Annotated in this window: 26 protein-coding genes; 11 read left to right on the forward strand and 15 right to left on the reverse strand. The window is 67.2% G+C overall.

Going from position 1 to position 23000, the window contains the following annotated elements; all coding sequences use genetic code 11:
* The 5 genes from VL15_RS11225 (at position 1) to VL15_RS11240 (ending at position 3026) form a co-directional block, all read left to right on the forward strand.
* Positions 1-1512 (forward strand): DUF4178 domain-containing protein, encoded by a 1512-nt coding sequence (locus VL15_RS11225; RefSeq protein ID WP_048245557.1) that lies wholly within the window; start codon positions 1-3, stop codon positions 1510-1512.
* Positions 1509-1658 carry a hypothetical protein gene (locus tag VL15_RS41895; RefSeq protein WP_155291822.1) on the forward strand — a complete coding sequence of 50 codons (150 nt, stop codon included), beginning with the start codon at positions 1509-1511 and terminating at the stop codon, positions 1656-1658. The genes VL15_RS11225 and VL15_RS41895 overlap by 4 nt, the downstream gene beginning before the upstream one ends.
* On the forward strand, positions 1655-2038 hold the full coding sequence (speD, locus tag VL15_RS11230; RefSeq protein ID WP_048245558.1) for an adenosylmethionine decarboxylase: 384 nt from the start codon (positions 1655-1657) through the stop codon (positions 2036-2038). Before VL15_RS41895 ends, speD begins: the two co-directional genes overlap by 4 nt.
* Before the next feature lie 38 nt (positions 2039-2076).
* Complete coding sequence (locus VL15_RS11235; protein WP_230684428.1) at positions 2077-2451, forward strand: hypothetical protein; 375 nt, start codon at positions 2077-2079, stop codon at positions 2449-2451.
* Between the two features lie 200 nt (positions 2452-2651).
* Entirely contained in the window at positions 2652-3026 is a 375-nt protein-coding gene (locus VL15_RS11240; RefSeq protein WP_230684429.1) for a RidA family protein, read from the forward strand.
* A gap of 31 nt (positions 3027-3057) precedes the next feature.
* Here the strand turns inward: VL15_RS11240 and VL15_RS39075 are convergent, their stop codons facing one another.
* The 3 genes from VL15_RS39075 to VL15_RS11260 form a co-directional block, all read right to left on the reverse strand.
* Complete coding sequence (locus tag VL15_RS39075; protein ID WP_053077624.1) at positions 3058-3846, reverse strand: lysozyme inhibitor LprI family protein; 789 nt, start codon at positions 3844-3846, stop codon at positions 3058-3060.
* 119 nt (positions 3847-3965) lie between these two features.
* Positions 3966-4853 (reverse strand): DUF4261 domain-containing protein, encoded by an 888-nt coding sequence (locus tag VL15_RS11255; protein ID WP_048245560.1) that lies wholly within the window; start codon positions 4851-4853, stop codon positions 3966-3968.
* Between the two features lie 212 nt (positions 4854-5065).
* Entirely contained in the window at positions 5066-5518 is a 453-nt protein-coding gene (locus tag VL15_RS11260) for a type II toxin-antitoxin system RatA family toxin (RefSeq protein ID WP_048245561.1), read from the reverse strand.
* Positions 5519-5699: 181 nt separating this feature from the next.
* On the opposite strand from VL15_RS11260, the gene VL15_RS11265 reads away from it, so the two are divergent.
* Both VL15_RS11265 and VL15_RS11270 read left to right on the forward strand, forming a co-directional pair.
* Positions 5700-6740: a bifunctional nicotinamide-nucleotide adenylyltransferase/Nudix hydroxylase gene (locus tag VL15_RS11265; protein WP_048245562.1), complete on the forward strand. Its 1041-nt coding sequence runs from the start codon at positions 5700-5702 to the stop codon at positions 6738-6740.
* 74 nt (positions 6741-6814) lie between these two features.
* Positions 6815-8248 (forward strand): nicotinate phosphoribosyltransferase, encoded by a 1434-nt coding sequence (locus VL15_RS11270; protein ID WP_048245563.1) that lies wholly within the window; start codon positions 6815-6817, stop codon positions 8246-8248.
* A 56-nt stretch (positions 8249-8304) separates the two neighbouring features.
* Here VL15_RS11270 and VL15_RS11275 read toward each other — a convergent pair whose 3' ends face one another.
* Positions 8305-9171, reverse strand: coding sequence for an NmrA family NAD(P)-binding protein (locus VL15_RS11275; protein ID WP_048245564.1), 867 nt, complete (start codon positions 9169-9171; stop codon positions 8305-8307).
* 196 nt (positions 9172-9367) lie between these two features.
* On the opposite strand from VL15_RS11275, the gene VL15_RS11280 reads away from it, so the two are divergent.
* On the forward strand, positions 9368-10276 hold the full coding sequence (locus tag VL15_RS11280) for a LysR family transcriptional regulator (protein WP_048245693.1): 909 nt from the start codon (positions 9368-9370) through the stop codon (positions 10274-10276).
* A gap of 15 nt (positions 10277-10291) precedes the next feature.
* On the opposite strand, the gene VL15_RS11285 is transcribed toward VL15_RS11280, so the two are convergent.
* Positions 10292-11770, reverse strand: a complete 1479-nt coding sequence (locus VL15_RS11285; RefSeq protein ID WP_048245565.1) for a PLP-dependent aminotransferase family protein — start codon at positions 11768-11770, stop codon at positions 10292-10294.
* A 126-nt stretch (positions 11771-11896) separates the two neighbouring features.
* On the opposite strand from VL15_RS11285, the gene VL15_RS11290 reads away from it, so the two are divergent.
* Positions 11897-12784 carry a DMT family transporter gene (locus tag VL15_RS11290; protein WP_048245566.1) on the forward strand — a complete coding sequence of 296 codons (888 nt, stop codon included), beginning with the start codon at positions 11897-11899 and terminating at the stop codon, positions 12782-12784.
* 46 nt (positions 12785-12830) lie between these two features.
* On the opposite strand, the gene VL15_RS11295 is transcribed toward VL15_RS11290, so the two are convergent.
* The 7 genes from VL15_RS11295 to lysA form a co-directional block, all read right to left on the reverse strand.
* Positions 12831-13175: a DUF3088 domain-containing protein gene (locus VL15_RS11295; protein ID WP_048245567.1), complete on the reverse strand. Its 345-nt coding sequence runs from the start codon at positions 13173-13175 to the stop codon at positions 12831-12833.
* 76 nt (positions 13176-13251) lie between these two features.
* Positions 13252-14433 carry a cystathionine beta-lyase gene (metC, locus tag VL15_RS11300; RefSeq protein ID WP_048245568.1) on the reverse strand — a complete coding sequence of 394 codons (1182 nt, stop codon included), beginning with the start codon at positions 14431-14433 and terminating at the stop codon, positions 13252-13254.
* 55 nt (positions 14434-14488) lie between these two features.
* Positions 14489-15214 (reverse strand): amino acid ABC transporter ATP-binding protein, encoded by a 726-nt coding sequence (locus VL15_RS11305; RefSeq protein WP_048245695.1) that lies wholly within the window; start codon positions 15212-15214, stop codon positions 14489-14491.
* A gap of 43 nt (positions 15215-15257) precedes the next feature.
* Positions 15258-15917, reverse strand: a complete 660-nt coding sequence (locus VL15_RS11310; protein WP_048245569.1) for an amino acid ABC transporter permease — start codon at positions 15915-15917, stop codon at positions 15258-15260.
* Between the two features lie 67 nt (positions 15918-15984).
* Positions 15985-16785 (reverse strand): transporter substrate-binding domain-containing protein, encoded by an 801-nt coding sequence (locus VL15_RS11315; protein ID WP_048245570.1) that lies wholly within the window; start codon positions 16783-16785, stop codon positions 15985-15987.
* Positions 16786-16917: 132 nt separating this feature from the next.
* Positions 16918-17073 (reverse strand): hypothetical protein, encoded by a 156-nt coding sequence (locus VL15_RS41900; RefSeq protein WP_155420187.1) that lies wholly within the window; start codon positions 17071-17073, stop codon positions 16918-16920.
* Between the two features lie 349 nt (positions 17074-17422).
* Positions 17423-18661: a diaminopimelate decarboxylase gene (lysA, locus tag VL15_RS11320; RefSeq protein WP_048245571.1), complete on the reverse strand. Its 1239-nt coding sequence runs from the start codon at positions 18659-18661 to the stop codon at positions 17423-17425.
* A gap of 109 nt (positions 18662-18770) precedes the next feature.
* Here lysA and VL15_RS11325 point away from each other — a divergent pair, with 109 nt between their 5' ends.
* Together VL15_RS11325 and VL15_RS11330 are read left to right on the forward strand one after the other, a co-directional pair.
* A complete protein-coding gene (locus tag VL15_RS11325; RefSeq protein WP_048245572.1) occupies positions 18771-19685 on the forward strand; it encodes a LysR family transcriptional regulator in 915 nt (304 codons plus the stop codon).
* A gap of 55 nt (positions 19686-19740) precedes the next feature.
* Positions 19741-20340 carry a GNAT family N-acetyltransferase gene (locus tag VL15_RS11330; protein WP_048245573.1) on the forward strand — a complete coding sequence of 200 codons (600 nt, stop codon included), beginning with the start codon at positions 19741-19743 and terminating at the stop codon, positions 20338-20340.
* Positions 20341-20486: 146 nt separating this feature from the next.
* Here VL15_RS11330 and VL15_RS11335 read toward each other — a convergent pair whose 3' ends face one another.
* The 3 genes from VL15_RS11335 to VL15_RS11345 form a co-directional block, all read right to left on the reverse strand.
* Complete coding sequence (locus tag VL15_RS11335; protein ID WP_048245574.1) at positions 20487-21056, reverse strand: DUF4142 domain-containing protein; 570 nt, start codon at positions 21054-21056, stop codon at positions 20487-20489.
* Between the two features lie 384 nt (positions 21057-21440).
* Positions 21441-22064, reverse strand: a complete 624-nt coding sequence (locus VL15_RS11340) for an HAD hydrolase-like protein (protein ID WP_048245575.1) — start codon at positions 22062-22064, stop codon at positions 21441-21443.
* A gap of 17 nt (positions 22065-22081) precedes the next feature.
* The gene (locus VL15_RS11345; RefSeq protein ID WP_048245576.1) at positions 22082-22912 is read right to left on the reverse strand and encodes a substrate-binding domain-containing protein; all 831 of its coding nucleotides are present in this window, start codon (positions 22910-22912) and stop codon (positions 22082-22084) included.
* Between the last annotated feature and the right edge of the window lie 88 nt (positions 22913-23000).

Raw genomic sequence — 23000 nt, forward strand, 5'->3', positions numbered from 1 at the left:
ATGTTCAGCACTTCGTGCCCCCAGTGCGGCGCGCCGGTCGAGTTTCGCTCGGCGGCGGCGGTGATGGCCGTCTGCGCGTTCTGCCGCAGCACGCTGCTCAAGCGCGGCACCGACGTCGAGCGCATCGGCGAGCTGGCCACGGTGCTCGACGACGCGTCGCCGATCCAGATCGGCACGGCCGGGCGCTACGGCAAGCGCATGTTCACGGTGCTCGGGCGCATCCAGATGACCTACGACGCCGGCGCTTGGAGCGAGTGGTACGTCGTGTTCGACGACGGCGCGTTCGGCTGGCTGTCGGATGCGTCGGGCCAGTACGCGGTCACGGTGCGCGAGCCCGACGATGCGTCAGGCGGCGCGTGGCCCGCGTTCGGCACACTCGAACCGGGCATGCGGATCGACCACGATGGCCGAGCGTACCTCGTGTCCGACGTGCGCACCGCGCGCTGCACGGGCGGCGACGGCGAGCTGCCGTTCCGCGTCGATGCCGGCTGGGAGGCGCGCGTGGTCGATCTGCGGACCGGCAACGCGTTCGCGACCTACGACTATTCCGACGCCGATTCGAACGGCGGAAGCCCGGCGGTCTATTCGGGCGAGGCGCTGGAATTCGACGCGCTCGCGTTCACGGGGCTGCGTGACACCGAGACCGATACGCGCGAGAAGCGCGGCGCGGAGATGGTGCCGTTCGCGTGCCCGAGTTGCGGCGCGCCGCTGTCGTATGCGCCGAACGTCGCCGACTACGTCGTGTGCGGCAGTTGTCACGCGGGCGTGCAGTGCACGGCCGAGCAGCAGACCGTGTTTGCGGCGCAGCGCAAGCTCGAATCGGTGAAGGGCGCGCTGGAGCTCGGTGCGATCGGCACGTTCGACGGCGTGAAATACACGGTGATCGGCATGATGCGTTGCCGCGTGCCGGGCGATGCCGAGACGTGGGACGAATATCTGCTGCTGAACCCGAAGCGCGGTTTCCTGTGGCTCGTGCAGAGCGAAGGGCGCTGGGAGCGCGTGCAGGTGCTCGACCAATGGCCGACGATCGGCAGCGAGTCCGACGTGACCGACGGCGGCAAGACCTACCGCCTGCGCGAGGAATACGACTCGGAGGTCGTCTACGTGGTCGGTGCGTTCAACTGGCGCGTGCAGGTGGGCGATCGCACGTCGATCATCGATTACGGCTGGCAGAAGGACAAGCTGACGCGCGAGCGCAGCGATGCGGAGATCGTCTGGTCGCGCGCGCGGCCGCTGTCGGCCAGCGCGCTCGGCGAACGCTTCGGCACGCCGGCGCTCGCGACGGCCGCAGCGGCGGCCGGCGATAAGGAAGCGAAGGGCCTGTTCGGCGGGAAAAACCCGCACAGTTTCTCGCCGCTGCCGCTCGTGTTCAGCGTGTTGCTCGTGATCTTCAACATGGGGTCGCTGTTCGCGTTCAGCGGTCGCTCCGTCTTCGTGCTGATCGGCCTGCTGGTGCTGTGGCTGCCTGAATGGCTGTGGAAGGGTTTCGCGTCGGACGGGGGCAACTCGTGATCCGGTACATCCTCTACGGCATCTACGGCCTGATCGTCGTCACGCTGTTCAGCTGCGCATCGATCGGCGGCAGCGGTTCGGGCGGTAGCGGCTGGGGCAGTTCGTCGGCCCGCAGCGGCTACTCGTCGTACGGGTCGCACAAATGACCGCGCGCGACGGGATCGCGCCGCCGCGCGCGACGCTCGGCTCGCACGTGCTGGCCGACCTGGCCGGCATCGACGCGGCGCTGCTGCGCGACGCCGCGCGGCTCGAGACGATCCTCACCGAAGCGGCGCGACAGTCGGGCGCGCGCGTGATCGGCGCGCATTTCCATCATTTCGGCGGCGAACATGGCGTGACGGGTGTCGTGCTGCTCGCCGAATCGCACATCACGATCCATACGTGGCCCGAGCATCGCTTCGCGGCCGTCGACGCGTTCATGTGCGGCGCGGCGCGTGCCGCCGATGCGGTCGATGCGATCGCCGCCGCGCTCGGCACGCAGGCGCAGGCCCGGCAGCAGGTCGCGCGCGGCGACGCATTGACCTGAGCGGGCATTGCGTACCGGTTATGGCGATGTATAAAAGAATGCGATTTGCCGCGTTGTTCGGCTTGATGCTGTTCGCCGGCCACGTTGCCGCGGAATTGCCGACGAAGCCGCCCGGGCCGGTCGTGATGGTCCACTTCGACTACGACGAGAAGGATCTGCCGCGGCTTCATGCGCTGGAGCGCCGGCTCGATCTTGCAGCGAGGCAGGCAGGGGCGGGCGAACTCGGCGAGACCGAGCTGCATCGCGACGGCAACGACGGTTATCTGTATCTGTATGGCCCCAGCGCCGATCGGCTATACGCGGTGGCGCGCCCGATCCTGAAATCGTCAGGATGGCTGAGCGGTATGGAGGTGACGTTGCGCCGTGAGTCTGGCGCGGAGACGTTTTCGATGGGCCGGCCTGGCGTACGCTGACGCGCCGGCGTCCAAATGCCGCAGATCAGGCCGGAAAGTGCGCTGCTACCATTCCGGGCGCGTCGGCGGGCAAGCCATTGCGCCTGCGTTCGTCATCGGAGGCCGGTGCGTCGCCCGCGCCGACGAGATTGCGGTGAAGCCGTGTGCCAGCGCCAGGGAGTGTCTCGATGATCGATCGTGAAGTGATTGTCCCGCCGACGATGCAGCGCATCGTCGAGCGGGCGGGGTACGCGCCGGCAGTGCGGGTCGGTGCGACCGTTTACTGTGCCGGACAGGTTGGACGCACGTCGGATCTCGACGTGATTGCCGATCCCGAGGCGCAGTTTCTCGCCTGCTGGGACAACCTGCGCGTGGTGCTGGAGGCGGCCGGCTGCACGTTCGACGACGTGGTCGACATGACGACGTACCACGTCGATTTGAGCCGGCACATGGCGATCTTCCGCGATGTGAAGAATCGGGTGTTTCCGCGCGGGACATGTGCGTGGACCGCGATCGGCGTAGCCGAACTCGCGCATCCTGGCCTGCTCGCGGAAATCAAGTGCGTGGCGATCAGTCGGGACGCACCGGCGGCATGAGCGTTCGCCGCCGCGCAGGTCACGGCTTCCGCTAACGTTCGAACCGGAACGTCGACACGCTGTGCAGCGTCGCGTCGTCGGTGCCGACGATGCCTTGCGTATTCGCGACGGCCGAGCGCTTGCCGTTGCTCAGCACGGCCCAGTAGCATTCGCCGCCGGCCGCGTGGAAGCCGGTTTCCGGGTCGCTGATGCCGCACGTGATCGTCGCGCGCATGCCGCGCCAGCTGGTGCCGGAGAAACGTTCGACTTCCTGCGCAGCGCTGCGGCCGTAAGTCGTCATCCACTTGCCGTCGTCCTGCTGCTCGAAACCCGCTTCCTTTTCCGCGACCGGCTCCAGCGCGCCGTCGACGATCTCGAACGCGATGAAATAGTTGCTGTAGGTCATGTTGCGGCCGACAATCGCGACGCAGCGATCGCCGCCGATTGCCGGGCATGGCTTCTTCACCTGCCGGTTCGCGAGGTACTCGAACGAGATGCCGAGCGCCGGGTCGCGATAGGTTTTCCAGCCCGCGTGCTTGACCTGCTTCAGGGCTGCGGTACGGTCGCGGTACGCGGTGGCGAGGCAGGCGGCATCGGCGCACGCATCGCGCTGTGCAAGCCACGCGCGTTGGGACCGGATCACGGCCGGCTGGTCGGCGGCGATGCCGATCGCGTCGTAGTACGCGCTCGACAGTGTGCTGTCGGCCGATACGAGCGCCTTGTCGCCGCAAATCAGGTGATCGGTGCGCGTCTTCGCACGCGTGCAGTCGATGCTGTCGGCGTGGGCGGACAACGAGAGGCCGAGAGCGGCCAGCGCGAAACCAAGACGTATGCGGAACACGGATGTCTCCTCGTCGGGCGGGCGGCGGCTGTCACGCCGCCGTCATGTGACGCCGCGGCGCACGCGGTTCGCGAAGTGTCGAACCCGCGCGCCGTGCATCACGGTGCGATACGTTGCGATCAGCGATTGATTTCGTCCGCCGAGATCAGTTCGACCACCAGCACCTGCGCGGGCCCCTGCAGGTAGTACTCGTGTTCGAGCGGTTCCCGCAGCTTCATGAACGTTTCCGAACCGACCTGCATCGTTTCGCCCGCATGCATCCGCGCGCCGCTTTCGAGCAGGTAGTGCATCACGTTGTTGAAGATGCCGGAATAGCGTTCGCCTTCGTGATGGCCTTGCGCGAGCGCGGCGAAATCGGGCAGGCCGAACACGTCGGCGCCATAGGTGCGCATCCACACGCCTTCGACGCCTTCGACCTCGTATTTCACGAAGCCGCAGAAGAACAGGTTCAGCGGGATCGCGCGCAGCACTTCGAGGCTCTCTTCGCCGAGTTCCTTCGCATTGAAGACACCGGCCGGCAACGACGTATGCGCGTGCTCGTTCAGCACCGCGAGGCCGTTCTGTTCGGCCAGCGCGCCGGCGACGGCCGCCAGTGCGACGTACTGGTCGAGCGGATCGGGTTCGTGTCCGGCGTAGTACAGGATCACGTGGCTGCGGCTCGCGCGCACCTGCTGCTTCAGGTCCTGCCCGTAGTGGGCGGGCGCGACGCACGCTTCCAGCGCGTCGGACGGATAGGGCGCATCGAAGCCGACCAGCCGGACGACGTGCTTGCCCCAGCCGACGAGCCCGAATACCTGCTCCAGCGTCGGCTCGGTTTCGACGCGCGCCTGCTGCATGCTCGGATGGTACGCACGCAGCGCGGCCGTCAGCGACGCGATATCGACCTGCAGCGGACCGTCGAAGACGACCGTCACACTCAGCGGATTTTCGGTGTCGGATGCGGCGACCAGCGCGGCCGGGTTTTCGGGTTCTTCCTTGCGGCCAAAGAATCGGGATATCAGGCTCATGGATGTTGTTGGTGTCGAAGCCGTTTCAGGGAGGAAAGCCCTGTTCTCTCGGTCAGGGCCCGCCGTCAGAATGACGGCCGCCCGTAGTTTCTCCGGGTTCGACGAATCTGGCAAATGCGCGATCGCGCGGCCGTGGCGCGTTCGAACGCATTCAGGGGGAGGTGGCGTGGACACGCCGGATCACGCGGGCGCACGGCCCGCGGCAGCGCCGGTCAGTGCGGCAGCGCTTCGGCTTCGGCCCAGCGCTTGAACGAATCGAGACGCCGGCGCGTCTGCACGAGATAGAACGCGCCGATCAGCGGTTCGAGCAGCCAGCGCAGCCAGGCCGGCTGAGCGCGGAAGTTGTACGTGAATTTCACCTCGGTCGTGCCCGGCGTGTGTTCGGTGAAATTCCAGCTGCCGCTGAAGCGTTCGAGCACCTTCGGCCCGTCGACCATTTCGACAGCGGCGACCTGCGGCGGACGGTACGAGATGTAGCGCGACACCATCGTCGCGCCCGACTGGCTGCGGCAGAACGCGTCGACGCCGACGTCGGCCGTCGTGCTGTCGAGCAGATAGGCGTCGATGAGGAAGCTGTCCCACACGAGTCGCCGCGCGTAATCCTGCGACCACGTGAAGAGGCGTCTGCGATCGACACCGACGGTTCGGCTGACTGAGATCCTCATGATGGCGGGCGCCGTAGCGCGGATTGGGATGAAATCGAGTGTAACCCGCCGGCGCCGTGCATTTCTTCAGACTTGGTCAAGTCGAGCATGTGCTCGATTGACGCACTTCGGGATTTCCCCTAGGATTTATCCCAACCCTTCGGGAAAGACCCGAAGCGTTTCAATCTCTTGAGGGAGCCTCATGAGCACGCAACAGAACCGGCGCTTCGACGCGCTCGTTTTCATTGGTCGTTTCCAGCCTCCGCATCGTGGTCACCTGAATGTGCTGAAGTCGGCACTGAGCCGGGCCGAGCGCGTGTGCGTGCTGATCGGGTCGACCGACAAGCCCCGTACCATCAAGGATCCGTTCTCGTTCGACGAGCGCCGCCAGATGCTGGCTTCGCTGCTCGACGCGTCCGAGCGCGACCGCGTGACGGTCGCGCCGCTGCAGGATTCGACCTACAACGACGGCGACTGGGTGCGCTGGGTACAGGACGCGGTCGCGTCCGCGCTCGGCGACGTCGCGCAGCGCAAGGTCGGGCTGATCGGCCACGAGAAGGACGCCACATCGTATTACCTGCGGATGTTCCCGCAATGGGAGCTCGTCGACGTCGACGCGACGGAAGACATTTCCGCCACCGAGATCCGCGACCAGTATTTCGCCGAACGCACCAACAGCTTCGTGCAGTGGGCCGTGCCGGAACCCGTGTTCGGCTGGCTCGAGCGTTTCCGCACGCAGCCGGAATTCGCGCAGCTGAAGTCGGAAGCCGAATTCATCGCCGCGTATCGCAAGGCATGGGCGGCCGCGCCATATCCCGTCACGTTCGTGACGGTCGACGCGGTGGTCGTGCACTCGGGCCATATCCTGCTCGTGCGCCGCCGCAGCGAACCGGGCCGCGGCCTGTGGGCGCTGCCGGGCGGATTCGTGAACCAGGACGAGCGGCTCGACGCGGCCTGCATCCGCGAGTTGCGCGAGGAGACCGGCCTGAAACTGCCGGAGCCCGTGCTGCGCGGCTCGATCAAGGATCGGCAGGTGTTCGATCACCCGACCCGTTCGCTGCGCGGCCGCACGATCACGCACGCATGCCTGTTCAACTTCCCGACCGGCGAGCTGCCGCGCGTGAAGGGCAGCGACGACGCCGACAAGGCGCGCTGGGTGCCGCTCAACGAATTCGCGCAGATGCGCAACGTGATGTTCGAGGATCACTTCGACATCGCGTATCACTTCCTGGGGAAGCTGTGATCCGCTGATTCCCCGCATTCCGGTCCGCCGCGACAGACGCGGCGGCACGTCAACGGCCTAGAGGAGCTCTAGCCATGCAAAACGATCTCGGTGGCTTTGCCGCGGTTCTCGCCAATCCGATCCTCAATACGGATTCGTACAAGGCTTCCCACTTCCTGCAATATCCGCCCGACGCGTCGGCGATGTTCTCGTACGTCGAATCGCGCGGCGGTCGTTATGACCGCACGTTGTTCTTCGGGCTGCAGATGCTGCTGAAGGAATATCTGTGCAAGCCGGTCACGCACGCGATGATCGACGAAGCGCGCGATTTCTTCACGGTGCACGGCGAGCCGTTCAACGAAGCAGGGTGGCGTTATATCGTCGAACGCTACGACGGTTACCTGCCGGTGAAGATCCGCGCGGTGCCCGAGGGTTCGGTCGTGCCGGTACACAACGTGCTGATGACCGTCGAATGCGACGATCCGCAGGTGTTCTGGCTCGCGTCGTATCTCGAGACGATGCTGTTGCGCATCTGGTATCCGGTGACGGTCGCGACGCGTAGCTGGCACCTGCGGCGGACGATCCGCCATTTCCTCGAAAAGACCGACGACGATCTCGCGCAATTGCCGTTCAAGCTGCACGACTTCGGCGCGCGCGGCGTGTCGAGCGCGGAGTCGGCCGCGATCGGCGGTGCGGCGCACCTCGTGAACTTCATGGGTTCGGACACGGTGCTCGGCGTGCTGGCCGCGAACCGCTTCTATCGCGAGCCGATGGCGGCTTACTCGGTGCCGGCGGCCGAACACAGCACGATCACGTCGTGGGGGCGCGAAGGCGAGGCCGATGCGTACCGGAACATGATCCGCCGCTTCGGCCTGCCCGGCGCGATCGTGTCGGTCGTGTCGGACTCCTACGATCTGTTCGCCGCGCTCGAGATGTGGGGCGGCGAGCTTCGGCAGGCCGTGCTCGATTCGGGCGCGACGCTCGTCGTGCGACCCGATTCGGGCGACCCGATGGCGATCGTGCTGCAGACCGTGCGCGCGCTCGACGCGTCGTTCGGTTCGACCGTGAACGGCAAGGGGCGGCGCGTGCTGAACCGTGTGCGCGTGATCCAGGGCGATGGCGTCGACGAGCAGTCGATCGACGCGATTCTTTCCGCGCTCGACGACGCGGGTTATGCGGCCGGCAACGTTGTGTTCGGCATGGGCGGCGCGCTGTTGCAGCAACTGAACCGCGATACGCAGCGTTTCGCGATGAAGTGCTCGGCGATCCGGCGCGGCGGCGTGTGGCACGACGTCCGCAAGGATCCGGTCACCGATCAGGGCAAGCGCTCGAAGAAGGGGCGGCTCACGCTGCTGCGCAATCGCCGCACCGGCGAGTATCGGACCACGACGCTGCCCGTGGCATGGGACGATCGTGCGCTGGAAGGCGAATGGGACGAGGCGCTCGAAACGGTGTTCGATACGGGGCGCTTGCTCGTCGATGCGTCGTTTGCCGAGGTGCGGGCAAGGGCGCACGCGGGGGAAGCGTGACGCGGTGACAGGCGGGAACGGGGCGACAGCATGCGATGCCGTCGCCCTGTTCCCGCTCAGGCGGTGCGGGCGACGAGCGTGCGCAGTACGGCGTCCGCGTCGATGTCCCCTTTCAGAATGTCCGCGCGTGCCGACGCGAAATCGATCCAGCCTTCGTTGAAGCCGTCGAGCATGCGCATGCGCGGTTCGGGGTAGTGCATTCGCTGTGCATCGAACAGCGCTGCCCACGTGTCGCGCGGGATGGCTTCGGCATGTACCGTGCGGCCGAGCACGCGGGCGAACGCGGCCGCCAGGTCGTTCGGGCTGACCCGCCGCGGCCCTTCGAACTCGACGATGCGTGCGCCGGTCCATTCGTCCTGAAGCAGGGCGGCCGCCGCGCGGCCGACGTCTTCAGTGGCGACCATCGGCACCGGTTTGTCGAGCGGCTGCAGAAAGCTGCGGATCACGCCGTCGTCGCGTGCCGTCGCGACATCCCATGCGGCGTTTTCCAGGAACCACGCGGGGCGCAGGAACGCAACGGGCATCGGCAGATCGGCGAACGCCTGCTCGATCATCGTCAATTGCGACAACAGGTTCACCTGCGTCGCCTGGGCGCCGATCGTCGACAGACAGACGACCTTGCGCGGCCGCGCGGCGTGCAATGCCGCGCCGACCGCGTCGATCACGGCGCGCGTTTCGGGGAATCCCGGGGACGGATCGAAGCACGGCGGCAGCAGCACGAATACGCCGGCCGCGTTCGAGAAAGCCTTCGTCAGCGCGTCGGCGTCGGTCATGTCCGCGAGTGCGACGTCGCAGTTGCGCGCGGCCCAGGGTGCGGCGCGGTCCGCGTCGCGTGCGATGGCCCGCACGCGCTGGCCGGATGCGAGCAGCGCTCGGGCGAGCGCACCGCCGACCTGTCCGGTGATACCGGTAATGGCGTACATGGTTCGAAATCCTCATCGAAAAAGGGAAGGGGCGCGCGCCGGAACGGCCGGGCGGCGGATCTGCCTGTCGCGTTCGGGTAGGCCGCCGGAGGGGCTTGCCGTCGCGATGCATCGGGTTGCATGATAGGGAACGGCGATTCCTGATGGAATCGAATCCATGTCATTTGATTGGTGATTTTTTGTCATGAGCGAAATCATGGGCATCGACGGGCGGATTCTGGCGAACGTGGGCGTGCTGGCCGCGATCGTCGAAAGCGGCAGCTTCGCGCGCGCGGCCGATGCGCTCGGCCTGTCGCCGTCCGGCGTCAGCCGGGCCGTGGGCCGGCTCGAGGCGCGCGTCGGCGTGCGGCTGCTCGATCGCACGACGCGGTCGGTGACGCTGACGGACGAAGGGCGGCGCCTGTACGAAGATATCGGCCCGCTGCTCGCCGGGATCGGCGACGCGGTCACGCTGGCCGCCGGCTCGGTCGCCGCCGTCCGTGGCAGGTTGCGCGTGAATGTCGACGCCTATTTCTCGCGGCGGGTGCTGGCGCCGCATCTCCCGGCGTTTCTTGCGCGCCATCCCGATCTGTCGCTGGAACTGGCGGCACGCGAGCAACTGGGCGATCTGGTCGCCGAAGGCTTCGACATCGCGGTGCGGTTTGGTGAGCCGCCGTCATCGTCGCTGGTCGCGCGCAAGCTGCTGGAGACGCGCGCGGTGACGGTCGCCGCGCCCGCATACGTGAAGCGGCACGGGCGTCCCGAGGCGCCTGCCGATCTGGTCGGCCACGCGTGCATCCAGATGCGCAACACGCTGACCGGCCAGCCGCTCGAATGGGTCTATCAGCTTGGCCGCAAGCGCGTGCCGGTGAAGACGACGGGCCGGCTGCTCGTCAACGACGCCGGCACGATGCTCGGCGCATGCCTGGCCGGCGCGGGCATCGCCCGCTTCAAGGCGAGCGGAGTCGCGGAGCTGATCGAGCAGGGGCGGCTCGTCGAACTGCTCGCGGATTGGCGCGGCGAGGCGTTCCCACTGTTTGCGTACTATCCGTCGCGCCATCTGCCGCCCGCGAAGGTGCGGGCGTTCGTCGATTTCGTGGCCGAGATCGTGGCGATCGGCAGTTAGTGCGCTCGCCTGCGATCACGGTTCGCCCGCGAGCGCGCACCGTTCCGCATCCGCCTGCGCGCCGCCGTGTTCCGCCGCGCGTGCGGCCTCCATCGCCCGCGCAAGCGCATCGAACACCGCGGGCCCCTTGCAGCGCGACACGTTGAAGCGCAGGTACGACGTCGCGCTGTGCGATGGGCTGAACACGTTGCCGGGCGCCAGCACGACGTCGTGATCCAGCGCGTGGCGCGCGACGCGTGCCGCGTCGAGCCCGTCGGGCAGTTGCGCCCATACGAACAGGCCGCCGCGCGGCTCGGTCCAGATCCCGAGCCCGGCGCGCGCGAGGCGCCGGATCGTCTCGCCCATCGCATCCGCGAGACGCGCGCGCAGGCCGTCGAGGTGACGCCGGTACGTGCCGTCGATCAGCAGCCGGTGCACGACGTTCGCGCCGATCTGCGCGTTGCCGAACGACGTCGCGAGCTTCAGGTCGACGAGCGCCTCGATCCATTCCGGGCGCGCGGCGATGTAACCGCAGCGGATCGCGGCCGACAGCGTCTTCGAGAAGCTGCCGATCGACACGACGCGCGACAGTCCGTCGAATGCCGCGAGGCGCGGCGCGGGCGTGCTCTCGAAATCCGCGAAGATGTCGTCCTCGACGATCAGCAGGCCGTGCTCGGCCGCGAGCGTCAGCAGCCGGTGTGCGACGGGCGGCGCGAGTGTCGCGCCGGTCGGGTTGTGCAGCGCCGCGTTGGTGATGTACAGGCGCGGCCGGTGCTCGGCGAGCACCTGCTCGAAGCGCGCCAGATCGGGGCCGTTCGGCGTGAACGGGACGCTGACGATCCGCGCGCGGTGTGCGCGCAGCAGCGCCTGGAAGTTGAAGTAGCACGGATCGTCGAGCACGACCGTGTCGCCCGGCTCCAGCAGCAGGCGGCACACGAGGTCGAGCGCGTGCGTGCCGCCGTCGGTCAGCAAGATCTGCGTGGGCTCCGCGTGAACGCCGTGCTGCGCGAGCCGCCAGGCAAGCTGCTGGCGCAGCGCGGGCAGGCCGAGCGGCGTCGCGTAGTCGGTCAGCGCGTCGGATTCGTCGCGCGACACGGCGCGCAGCGCGCGGCGCAGGCTTTCATCGGGCAGCCACGACGACGGCAGCCATCCGCAGCCTGGCTTCACGGACGTCGGCGCCGCTTCGAGCGACTGGCGCGACAGCCACAACGGATCGAGCTCGCGATCGAGGCGCGGGCCGAGATCGGCGAGCGCGAGCGGCGGCGCGTGCCCCGACACATAGAAGCCCGAGCCGCGCCGCGCGACGAGCACGCCTTCGCTCGCGAGCCGCTCGTACGCATCGACGACCGTCGATTTCGACACGCCCAGCCCGTCGGCCATCATCCGGATCGACGGCACGCGCGCGCCGGGCATCAGCGCGCGGCTTGCGATCCGCGCGCGCAAGGTATCCATCACGGTTTCCACGCGCGTGCGCGACGCGGCGGGCGGAACGGGAATCGGGGCGGCATGGTTCATGGCGAAGAATGAACTGTACGGCCAGTTGTCCAGTACAGTTTGTCCGAATTGTATTGGGTTGTAGCTTACGCGCTTTTCGCGGGCGGCGGATCATCGGTCATCCACTTTCCCCGTTCAGGATTTCCCGTGCAAAAAACGACCGACGGATGGCTCAGCGGCCTGCTGGGCGTCATCATCTTCAGTGGCTCGCTGCCCGCGACGCGTGTCGCGGTGCAGGGGCTCGATCCGCTGTTCCTCACGTTCGCGCGCGCGACGATCGCCGGCGCGCTCGGCCTGCTGCTGCTCGTCGTGCTGAAGCAGAGGCGGCCGACGCGTGCCGAGGCCGTGTCGCTGGCCATCGTCGCGCTCGGGGTCGTGGTCGGCTTCCCGTTGCTGACGGCGCTCGCGCTGAAGCATGTGACGTCCGCGCACGCGATCGTGTTCGTCGGGCTGCTGCCGCTCGCGACCGCGTTGTTCGGTGTGTGGCGCGGCGGCGAACGGCCGCGGCTGCCGTTCTGGATCTTCTCGATCGTCGGCAGCGGTGCAGTGGCCGCGTTTGCGCTGCGCAACGGCGGCCAGGCGTCGGTGGTCGGCGATGCGCTGATGCTGGCCGCGATCGTCGCGTGCGGGCTCGGCTACGCGGAAGGCGCGCGCCTGTCGCGGCAGCTCGGTGGCTGGCAGGTGATCTCGTGGGCGCTCGTGCTGTCGTTGCCGCTGATGCTGCCGCTTACATGGCTCACGTGGCCGGCGTCGTTCGACGGCGTCGATGCCGCCGCGCTGTGGGGGCTCGCCTACGTGTCGCTGTTCAGCATGCTGATCGGCTTCGTGTTCTGGTATCGAGGGCTCGCGCTCGGCGGGATTGCGGGCGTCGGCCAGTTGCAGCTGCTGCAGCCGTTCTTCGGTTTCCTGCTGGCGGCCGGGCTGCTGCACGAGACGGTGCCGCCGTCGATGGTCGTCGTGACGGTCGTCGTGGTCGGCTGCGTGGCGGGCGCGAAGTACTTCTCGAAAATGGCGCCCGTGCAGCGGGCGGGGTGATGCGGTGCCGTGCCGTCGCTAAACGGCACGGCACCGCACCGCATGCTTACGCGACGTGCGCCACGCCGTATTGCGAAGACAGATACCGGCGGATATCGGCCGGCGAATCGATGAAGCGCCGGCCGTCGTGCTCGCGAATCGCGAGTGCATCGTCTTTCGGCGCGTGTCCGTCGCCGAGCACGAGCACGGGCGCCGACTGGTTGTCCGTACCGATCAGCGCGACGATCGGCTGGCGCGGCCGAGGTGCGTCGATGTATTCGACGTCGACGGCGTCGCGCAACTGCGGGTAGAAGCTCAGCAGCCCTTCGACGGAAACGGAATCGCCGCAGTAGAACGGACCTTCGGAGTCCTTGAAAAAGCCGGGGCGAAGAATGAACAGCGTGTCTTTCATGAGTGTCTCGCTATGAGAGTGGGACGAACGTTGAAGAAAACGTGATGCGGGGTGGCGTGTCCTACGTCGCCGGACTTCAGGCTTCCGCGAGCGCTGCGGCGCGCATCCTTGCGAAACCGGCGGCGAGGTCGGCGATCATGTCGTCGGGATGCTCGAGCCCCGCATGAATCCGCAGCAGCGGGCCTGCCGCCGCCCATTGCGTGGCGGTACGGTTGCGCGACGGATTGGACGGAATGATCAGGCTTTCGAAGCCGCCCCAGCTATACCCCATGCCGAAGCACGTCATCCCGTCGAGCAGCGCACGCACCGCCTCGTCGGGCTGCGGATGCAGCACCACGCCGAACAGCCCGCACGCGCCGGTGAAATCGCGCTGCCACAGCGCATGGCCGGGGTCGCCGGGCCGCGCCGGATACAGGATTCGCGCGACCTCCGGTTGTGCAGCGAGCCATTCGGTCAGCACGTGAGCGTTGCGCTGGTGGCGCTCAAGCCGAACCGACAGCGTGCGCAGGCCGCGCAGCGCGAGATACGCGTCGTCGCCGCTGACCGTCATCCCGAGTTGTCGATAGAAACGCGTGACTTTCGGCGCGAGCGCCTCGGTCGTCAGGATCGTCCCCATCAGCACGTCGGAGTGTCCGGCGATGTACTTGGTCGCGGCATGAATCGACACGTCGACGCCATGGTCGAACGAGCGGAAGTTCAGCGGCGTGCCCCACGTGTTGTCGAGCAGCACCACGGCGCCGTGCCGGTGCGCGACGCGGCTGATGGCCGGAATATCCTGCACCTCGAAGGTAAGCGAGCCCGGCGATTCGGCGAATACCGCGCGCGTGTTCGGCCGCATCAGCGACGCGATGCCTGCGCCGATCGACGGATCGTAGTAGGTCGTCTCGATGCCGAGGCGCGCGAGCGTTTCATCGCAGAACGAGCGGGTCGGGTCGTACACGGAATCGGCCATCAGCAGATGGTCGCCGGGATTCAGCATCGCGAGCAGCGCGGTCGTGATCGCGCTGAGGCCGCTCGGCGTCAGCAGCGCGGCGTGCGCGCCTTCGAGGCGCGCGAGCGCTTTCTCGAGCGCGCGCGTGGTCGGGCTGCCGTGGCGCCCGTATGCGAGCGGCGTGCCGCGCACCGCGTCGAGCGCGTCGGTGCCGTGAAAGAGCAGGGTCGATTGGCGATACACGGGCGGGTTCACGGGCGAACCGGGCTGGCCGTGCGAACGGCCTTCGTGGGCGAGTACGGTGTCGGTCGAATGCAATGGGTTCAAGGTGTCGTCCTTTGAGGGTCAATCAGTCAATCGAAGCGAGGCGGCCGCCGCGCGGTCAGTGCAGGATCTTGTCGAGGAAGTCGCGGGCGCGCTCGGAACGCGGCGCGGCGAAGAACCTGTCGCTGGCCGCGTCCTCGACCACCGCGCCCTGGTCCATGAAAATCACGCGATGCGCGACTTTCCGCGCGAAGCCCATCTCATGCGTGACGCAGACCATCGTCATGCCGTCGCGCGCGAGCTCGACCATCACGTCGAGCACTTCGTTGATCATCTCGGGATCGAGTGCGGAGGTCGGCTCGTCGAACAGCATCGCGACCGGGTTCATCGACAGCGCGCGCGCGATCGCGACGCGCTGCTGCTGGCCGCCGGACAACTGCCCCGGATACTTGTGCGCATGGGCCTTCAGGCCGACGCGATCGAGCAGCTTCATGGCGTTCTCGACGGCCTCGTCCTTGCGGCGGCCGAGCACCTTGACCTGCGCGAGCGTCAGGTTCTCGGTGATCGACAGGTGCGGAAACAGCTCGAAGTGCTGGAACACCATGCCGACGCGGGCGCGCAATTGCGCAAGCTTCGCGGCCGGGTCGCCGAGCCGCGTGCCGTCGACGGTGATGCTGCCTTTCTGGAACGGCTCGAGACCATTGATCGTCTTGATCAGCGTCGACTTGCCGGAGCCCGACGGCCCGCACACGACGACCACTTCGCCTTTCGAGACCGCCGCGCTGCATGCCGAGAGGACCTGATGCTTGCCATACCATTTCGAAACATTGTCGAGCGTAATCATGTTCTGTCCGTCGTTGAGGTCGGGTTGAATGAGCGGCACGCGTTCAATGCGTGGACGGCAGCGCGAGGCGCGTTTCGACGCGGCCCTGAAGCCGCGTGAGCAGCGTGCTCAGCACCCAGTAGATCGCGGCGGCGGCGAGATAGAGCGGCAGCGGCTGGAACGTCGCGGCGATCACTTCCTGCGTCGAGCGCAGCAATTCGGTGACGGTGATCACCGAGACCAGCGACGTGTCCTTGATCAGGCTGATCAGCGTGTTGCCGAGGCTCGGCACCGCGAGGCGCAACGCTTGCGGGCAGACGATGTAGCGCAGCGTCTGCACATGCGTGAGGCCGAGGCTGTGCGCGGCCGCCCATTGCCCGCGGCCGATGCCGAGGATCGCGCCGCGCATGCTTTCCGACAGATAGGCGCCCGCGTTGAGCGTCAGCGTGAAGATGCCGGCCGTCGTCGGATCGAGCGTGATGCCGAGATCGGGCAGCCCGTAATAGACGACGAACATCTGCACGAGCAGCGGCGTGCCGCGCATCAGGCTGACGTAGCCCTGCGCCAGCCCTGCGGCGAGCCGGTTGCTGCCGATCCGCATGATCGCGATCACGAGCCCGACGACGAGGCCGAGCGCCATCGACGCCACCGCGAATTTCAGCGTGAGCACCGCGCCTTTGACCATCACGGGCAGGGTATGAACGACCAGTTCGAGTGCTTCCATCACGTGTCTCCTGATTGTGTGCCGGACGGCCCGCGCGTTCATGCGCGCGGGCGCGGGGCGGGCTGCGTTATTGCGTCACCGGCTTGGTCGTGTCGGCGCCGAACCACTGCATCGAGATCTTCTTCAGCGTGCCGTCCTGCTGCAGCGACGCGACCGCATCGTCGATCGCCTTCGCGAATTTCGGATTGCCCTTGCGGAACGGGATGCCCATCCGGTCCTCGCCGCCCGCCAGCACGGAACCGGGGCGCAGCGGCAGGTGCGAGTTCTTGATCAGGTAGCTGAGCATCAGGCGATCGTTGACCGCCGCGTCGATGCGACCGGCCGCAAGGTCGCGCAGGTTTTCCGGTGTACCCGGGTAGACCTGCAGGTCGATCGCGGGCACGGTCTTGACGAGATCGACGTAGTTGCTGCCCATCGTCACGCCGACCTTCTTGCCCTTCAGTTCGTCGAGCGACTTGAACGCGCGCGCGTCGTTCTGACGTTGCAGCAGTTGCGCCGACGAATACACGTACGGTGCGCTGAAGTCGAGCGCCTGCTGGCGCGACGGCGTAATCGCGACCTGGTTGACGATCACGTCGAATTTGCCGGCCTGCAGGCCGGCGAGGATCCCGCTCCATTCGGTCGTCACGAACTGCGGCTTCACGCCGAGGCGTGCGGCGACCGCTTTCGCGACGTCGACATCGAAGCCTTCGAGCTGGCCGTCAGCATTGCGGTAGTCGAACGGCGGATAGGTACCCTCCAGCGCGATCTTCAGCACGCCGGCCTGTTTGACGCTGTCGAGCAGGTCTGCCGCGTGCGACGTGGCGGCCGCCATGCAGAGGAGTGCGGCGGCAAGGCCTTGCTTGAGCGTCGGGGTGAAGTGCTTCATGGTCGTCTCCGTGGTTGTTGTCGAAAATTCAGGGTGTGCGAAGCCGCGGCGACGGGCGGCGTCGCCGTGGGCGGAAAGTCGGTGCGGCGGGTGGCGGCGCGTGTCGTGCGCCGCCGTGCGTGATGCCGTGCGTTACGGCATGCGTTCGCGCGCGACGGTGGCGCGGCGCGTGTGCGGATGAAGGCGTGAGCAGTGCGAGCGGTCGCCGAGTGACGCGCGAGCTGACCGCGCGACATGCGTGTCGAACGTGTTCCGGTGCGCGGCGAAGAGTTCAAGCGTGGTGTTCATGATTGCCCGTACGGCTTTGCGAGAGGGTGGACCGGGTGCTTCGTCGATGTGCATTCGGTGACACGAATGCTGAGCGACTGAGGGCAATCTTAGGTTCATCAAAAAGGAATGTGTTTCCAAAGATGCACGCACTTTCTGCGCGCCGTGGAATGTTTTTCTCTGCGTGCGGAAGGTGGCGCAAGCGATCTGCTGCGGTTGCGCATGATGCGAAGCATCGGGTGCTACGGTGCGGTCGAGCGGTTGCTCCGCATCGCGAGCGGGTGAACCGGCGGCACACCGAAAAGCAAAACGGCCAGGCTTGCCGGTAGCGGCAAGCCTGGCCGTTGGCCTTCGTGTCGACGAAAGCGCGTTACTCGAACGTCTCGAGCGCGAGCAATTCGTCGATCGTCTGCCGGCGGCGGATCAGCCGCGGCGTGCCGCGATCGACGAGCACTTCCGGCGCGAGCGGCCGGCTATTGTAGTTCGAGGACATCGATGCGCCATACGCGCCCGCGTCGTGCAGGAACAGCAGGTCGCCGATCTGCGGTTGCGGCAGCGTGCGGTGCGTGACCACGCCGCCCGCGTCCTGCGTGAACACGTCGCCCGATTCGCACAGCGGCCCCGCGATCGCGAGGTCGACGAGCGGCCGGCCCGCGGGCAGCGCGCCGTCGTGCGCGTGCACGGACACGGCGTGGTAGCTGCCGTACATCGACGGGCGCATCAGATCGTTGAAGCCCGCGTCGATCAGCACGAAATCGTGCTTCGGCCGGCGATTGACGGCCTGCACTTCGGTGACGAGCGTGCCGGCTTCGGCGACGAGGAAACGGCCCGGTTCGATCTCGATGCGCACCGGGTGGCCGAGATGCCGTTCGATCCGCTTGCGTGCCGCGTCCCACTGGCTGAAGTAGTGGTCGACGTCGACGCGCGGCTCGCCGTCGCGATACGGAATCGACAGGCCGCCGCCGGCCGAGATCGCGTCGATGTCGTGACCGAGCGATGTAACGAGATCGACCATCGCATCGCACACCTGCGACAGGTGGCCGTAGTCGACGCCCGAACCGATGTGCATGTGGATGCCGACGAGCTTCAGCCCGTACTGGCGCACGATCTCGATCGCGCGCGGCACGTCGTCGATCCAGATGCCGTGCTTGCTCTGCGGGCCGCCGGTGTTGGTCTTGTTGCTGTGGCCGTGGCCGAAGCCGGGGTTGACGCGCAGCCACACGCGATGGCCCGGCGCGTGCTCGCCGATCCGCGCGAGCATGTCGAGCGAACCCGCGTTCACGGTCACGCCGTGCTTCAGCACGGCCGCGAGCGTCGGGCGGTCGATCAGGTCGGCCGTGAACACGACGCCTTCCGGCTCGCCGGTCGGACTGAACCCGGCCGCGAGGCTGCGCTCGATCTCGCCGAGCGACACGGCGTCGACGCACGCGCCTTCTTCGCGCATCAGCTTCAGGATATGGATGTTCGAGTTCGCCTTCTGCGCGTAACGGATCACGTCGAACTGGCGCAGTTGGGCGATGCGGTCGCGGATGACGTTGGCGTCGTACACCCACAGCGGGGTGCCGTATTGCTGCGCGAGCGTCGCGAGCTGGCAGGAATCGAGGGACATGGCGGATGAATCGGATCGAATGAACGGATAGCGTCGATGATGCACCTGTTCGGCTATACAGTAAAATGCCTGTTTATCGACATTCGATTTATATCTGATATAGACGATCATGCTCACGCACCGCCATATCGAGGTCTTTCGCGCGCTGATGGTCACCGGCAGCACGACGCGCGCGGCCGAGATGCTCTACACGTCGCAGCCGACGATCAGCCGCGAGCTCGCGCGGATGGAGCAGGTCGTCGGTTTCGCGCTGTTCGAGCGCGCGCACGGCCGGCTGCGGCCGACGATGGCCGCGCTCACGCTGTTCGACGACGTGCGGCTCGCGTATGTGGGGCTCGAGCGCGTCGCGGCGACGGCCGCGCGCCTGCGCGAGTTTCGCGACGGGCAGTTGTCGGTGATCGCGCTGCCGGCGTTCTCGCACGCGATCCTGCCCGGCGCGTGCCGGCGTTTTCACGCGGCCCACGCGGGCGTCAGCGTGTCGGTCGCGACGCAGGAGTCGCCGGTGCTCGAGGAGTGGCTGACCGCGCAGCGCTACGACCTCGGGCTAACCGAGCACGACGTCGCGCCGGCCGGCACCGTGCTCACGCCGCTGCTCGAAGTCGACGAGGTATGCGTGCTGCCCGACGGCCATCCGCTGCTCGTGCAGGACGCGATCGATCTGCTGGATCTCGCCGATCGGCCGTTCGTGAGCCTGTCGCTGAACGATCCGTATCGCATCCTGATCGATGAGGCGTTCGCGCAGCTCGGCGTCGCGCCGCGCTCGGTCGTCGAAACCCCGTCGGCCGTGTCGGTATGCGCGTTCGTGCGGCAGGGGCTCGGCGCGGCGATCGTCAATCCGCTGACCGCGCTCGATTTCGTCGGGCGCGACCTGCACGTGCGGCCGCTCACGCGCTCGTTTCCGTACCGGGTCAGCATGATCGTGCCCGAGCACCGGCCGAAGAACCTGCTCGTCGATGCGTTCGCCGATGCACTGCGCGCCGAGGCGAAGGCGATCCGTCGCCGACTGGCCGCGCACCTCGGCTGACGCGCCGTATGATGGATGTTTTGCCGCCATCGTCGTTACTTTCCGGAACCTCGTCATGACCGACGCTTCACCTTCCCTCGAACAACCGACGCTTACCGGCGAGCGTATCGAACTGCGGCCGCTCGACGCATCCGACCGGCAGGCGCTGCTGGATGCCGCGGCCGACGGCCAGTTGTGGAACCTGAAGGTCACGGCCGTGCCGAGCGCGGAGACGGTCGATGCTTATATCGATACCGCATTGAAGGGGCGTGCGGCCGGCACCGTGATGCCGTTCGCGATCGTCGATCGCACATCGGGCCGCGTGATCGGCAGTACGCGCTTCTGGAAGATCGATCGCACGCATCGCAAGCTCGAGATCGGCCATACGTGGTTGAGCGAATCGGCGCAGCGGACGCGCGCGAATACCGAAGCGAAGTGGCTGCTGCTGACCTATGCGTTCGACACGCTGCATTGCGTGCGCGTGCAGTTCACGACCGACGAGCTGAACGAGAAATCGCGCGCGGCGATTCTGCGGCTCGGCGCGAAGCAGGAAGGGATTGTGCGCCACGAACGGATCATGCCGGACGGCCGCAAGCGCAATTCGGTGCGCTTCAGCATCATCGACGACGAATGGCCGGAGGTGAGTGCGCGGCTCGCGGCGAAGCTCGCGAAGTAACGTGTAGCGCATGACGTGCGGCACGCGTTTGCGCACCGGGTCATGCAGTCAGATGTGCATCGCGCCACCGGAACCGGGCGGCGCGATGACGGGGGAAGCGGTGCGCCGCGCACGGTGCGCGGCGCTGCATCGTGTTACCGCGCCGATTACTGCGCCGATGCGAGGTGATGACGCTCGGCGAGTTTCTGCGCGTCCGCGTAGTGCTTCTGCAGGATCGGAAGCGACTGGCGTGCGACTTCCTTCAGCTTCGTGTCGCGGCCCGATGCGATTTCGGCCTGGAATGCCGAGATCGCCTTCTGCTGGCCGGCGAGCGCCACCTGCTCGATGTACGCCTTGTCGAACTCGGCGCCGCGCAGGTTCTTGATGCTGTCCAGTGCGGCCGTGTCGGGGTCGTTGGCCGGCACGTCGACGCCGCGCGGGCTCGCCGCGCGCATCGCCTGGATGATCTTTTCATCGTCGGTCGACACGCGTTGCGCGAAGGCTTTCACCTGGCTGTCCGACGTGCGCGAATCGGCGATGCGCGCCGCGTCGTGCTGCGTCGACACGGTTTTCGTGCCGTCGGTGATGAAGGCCTGGTCGGCTTCGTGGATGCGCGTCGCGGCAGCGGCCGGCGCGGACGGTGCCGGTTGCGCGGTTTGCGCGGTCGCCGTCACGGCGACGAGCAGCAGGCCAGCGGCAGACAAAGCAAGGCGCGAGATGTGGGGGAAGCGGTTCATGAGACCTCCTTTCGATCGGGGCTCTGGTTAAAAGACGGATGACATGATCCGTAGCTGTGCGAGAGACCGGGCGCGCCCGGGCCGGATTCGACCGCCGCTCTGCCGCGGCGCCGGTCGAAGTGTTTCCCGGCCCGACTGATTCTAGGAGGGTGGTCGGGTAGCAGGTGCAACCGTGCTGTGGCTTGTGTAACGGATGGTAAGACGAATCGATGCGCGAGAGCGCGGACCGGTATTGCGTACCTGCTGCGCGTGCCGCGGCGGCAATTTTTGCGCGCCTGCGGCGTGCGGGATGCACGAACATGTCATCCGCATTTCATCGTGTTGCCGCCGTGTCGTGCAGGTCGAGCGACGTGTCGAGTCGCGCATGCGATGCGCGCGAACGCGTCACACGCGATCGAGCAACGCGTCGAGGCGGGGCAGCAACGGCGTCGCGCAATGCGCCTGCAACGCGTCGGGTGCGGTGTAGCCCCACGCGACGCCCTGGAATGCGATGTGCGCGCGTCGTGCCGCATCGGCGTCGCGGATTTCATCGCCGACATACAGCACTTCGTCGGCGCTTACACCGGCCTCGCGAACGAGCGCGCGCAGGCGGCGTGCCTTGCCGAACAGCGGGATGCCGCACGCGAAATGATCGACGCGGTCGCAGGCGCGCGGACCGAGGCGGTCGCGCACGATCACCTCGGTATTCGACGTGGCAATCGCGATGCGGATGCCGCGCGCGGCGAGCGCATCGAAGGTTGCGTCGACGCCGGGGAACAGCATCACGTGCGCGACGCGCGGCTGCATCAGGCGGCGCATGTCGATCGTCACGCGCGGCACTTTCCACATCGGCACGTCGAGCGCACGGATGATGTCGCGCGCCGACATGCCGCGCAGCGCCGGGCGCAGCTCAGGCGTGGCGTCGCGAAAGCCGTGCAGGCGCGCTGCTTCCGACAGCGCCGCGAGAAAGCTGTCGAGCGAATCGGCGAGCGTGCCGTCGAAGTCGAATGCAATGAGGCGGTAGGTCATGAAGCGGCGTGGCAGGTTTATTGAGCGGGCGACATTGTCACCGAATCGAGGCCCGTTGCCCGCACCACCGGCTGCGCCTGCGGCGACGCGAGATAGTCGAGCAGCTTCTTCGCGTCGTCGGGATGATCGGCGCCGACCGGAATGCCGCCCGCGAAGCGCGTGACCGACTGCACGGATTCGGGCACCTTGCCCGCATACGTGACGCCCGGCACGGGCAGCAGTTCGCTGACCTGCTGGAAGCCGATTTCGTAGTCGCCGTTCGCGACGACGGATGCCACCGGGATGCGCGGCACCATCGTCGCCTTCGGCTTCACCTGATCCTCGATGCCGAGCTTCCGGAACATTTCCTTCTCGACGTAGACGCCGCTCGCGCTGTCCGAATACGCGACCGATTTCGCGCGCAGCAGCACGTCCTTCAATTGTTCGACGGTGCCGATGTCGGGCTTCGGCGCGCCGGCACGCACGACCATGCCGATCCGCGAATCGGCGAGTTCGACGCGCGATGCAGGGATCACCTTGCCTTCCTTGATCAGCTGGTCGAGTGCGTAGCCGACCATGATCAGCACGTCGGCTTTCTCGCCGTGCGCGAGGCGGTTCGGAATCGCTTCCTTGGATTGACCCATCGACGGGCCGGAGATCGTGTCGAGCGTGTCGCCGGATGCGGCCGTGAAGCCGGGGCCCAGTTGCCGGTACGCGGCCGTGAAGCCGCCGGAGATCATCACGCGCAGTTCGGCCGCTTCGGCCGGCAGCGTCGCGGCCGCAAGTGCAAGGGCGGCGAACCAGCATACCGAGCGGCGCGCGAGGGCAAGGCGGGGAGCAGAGGCGGTGAGTACGGCGCGGTCGTGCATCGGGTGTCTCCTTCCGGTCGGTCGTTGTCGGCGTGCGCGGTCGGTCGCAACAGGCCGGCACGGGCTACATGATCCACCGAAATGCGTG

The sequence above is a fragment of the Burkholderia cepacia genome (assembly GCF_001039005.1).
GTDB classification, from domain to species: domain Bacteria; phylum Pseudomonadota; class Gammaproteobacteria; order Burkholderiales; family Burkholderiaceae; genus Burkholderia; species Burkholderia theae.

Coding starts and splice junctions, on each gene's coding strand:
- VL15_RS11225 (WP_048245557.1), top strand. CDS start 1: ATGTTCAGCACTTCGTGCCCCCAGTGCGGCGCGCCGGTCGAGTTTCGC.
- speD (WP_048245558.1), top strand. CDS start 1,655: ATGACCGCGCGCGACGGGATCGCGCCGCCGCGCGCGACGCTCGGCTCG.
- VL15_RS11235 (WP_230684428.1), top strand. CDS start 2,077: ATGCGATTTGCCGCGTTGTTCGGCTTGATGCTGTTCGCCGGCCACGTT.
- VL15_RS11240 (WP_230684429.1), top strand. CDS start 2,652: ATGCAGCGCATCGTCGAGCGGGCGGGGTACGCGCCGGCAGTGCGGGTC.
- VL15_RS11255 (WP_048245560.1), bottom strand. CDS start 4,853: ATGAGCCTGATATCCCGATTCTTTGGCCGCAAGGAAGAACCCGAAAAC.
- VL15_RS11260 (WP_048245561.1), bottom strand. CDS start 5,518: ATGAGGATCTCAGTCAGCCGAACCGTCGGTGTCGATCGCAGACGCCTC.
- VL15_RS11265 (WP_048245562.1), top strand. CDS start 5,700: ATGAGCACGCAACAGAACCGGCGCTTCGACGCGCTCGTTTTCATTGGT.
- VL15_RS11270 (WP_048245563.1), top strand. CDS start 6,815: ATGCAAAACGATCTCGGTGGCTTTGCCGCGGTTCTCGCCAATCCGATC.
- VL15_RS11275 (WP_048245564.1), bottom strand. CDS start 9,171: ATGTACGCCATTACCGGTATCACCGGACAGGTCGGCGGTGCGCTCGCC.
- VL15_RS11280 (WP_048245693.1), top strand. CDS start 9,368: ATGGGCATCGACGGGCGGATTCTGGCGAACGTGGGCGTGCTGGCCGCG.
- VL15_RS11285 (WP_048245565.1), bottom strand. CDS start 11,770: ATGAACCATGCCGCCCCGATTCCCGTTCCGCCCGCCGCGTCGCGCACG.
- VL15_RS11295 (WP_048245567.1), bottom strand. CDS start 13,175: ATGAAAGACACGCTGTTCATTCTTCGCCCCGGCTTTTTCAAGGACTCC.
- VL15_RS11305 (WP_048245695.1), bottom strand. CDS start 15,214: ATGATTACGCTCGACAATGTTTCGAAATGGTATGGCAAGCATCAGGTC.
- VL15_RS11310 (WP_048245569.1), bottom strand. CDS start 15,917: ATGGAAGCACTCGAACTGGTCGTTCATACCCTGCCCGTGATGGTCAAA.
- VL15_RS11315 (WP_048245570.1), bottom strand. CDS start 16,785: ATGAAGCACTTCACCCCGACGCTCAAGCAAGGCCTTGCCGCCGCACTC.
- VL15_RS41900 (WP_155420187.1), bottom strand. CDS start 17,073: ATGAACACCACGCTTGAACTCTTCGCCGCGCACCGGAACACGTTCGAC.
- lysA (WP_048245571.1), bottom strand. CDS start 18,661: ATGTCCCTCGATTCCTGCCAGCTCGCGACGCTCGCGCAGCAATACGGC.
- VL15_RS11325 (WP_048245572.1), top strand. CDS start 18,771: ATGCTCACGCACCGCCATATCGAGGTCTTTCGCGCGCTGATGGTCACC.
- VL15_RS11330 (WP_048245573.1), top strand. CDS start 19,741: ATGACCGACGCTTCACCTTCCCTCGAACAACCGACGCTTACCGGCGAG.
- VL15_RS11335 (WP_048245574.1), bottom strand. CDS start 21,056: ATGAACCGCTTCCCCCACATCTCGCGCCTTGCTTTGTCTGCCGCTGGC.
- VL15_RS11340 (WP_048245575.1), bottom strand. CDS start 22,064: ATGACCTACCGCCTCATTGCATTCGACTTCGACGGCACGCTCGCCGAT.
- VL15_RS11345 (WP_048245576.1), bottom strand. CDS start 22,912: ATGCACGACCGCGCCGTACTCACCGCCTCTGCTCCCCGCCTTGCCCTC.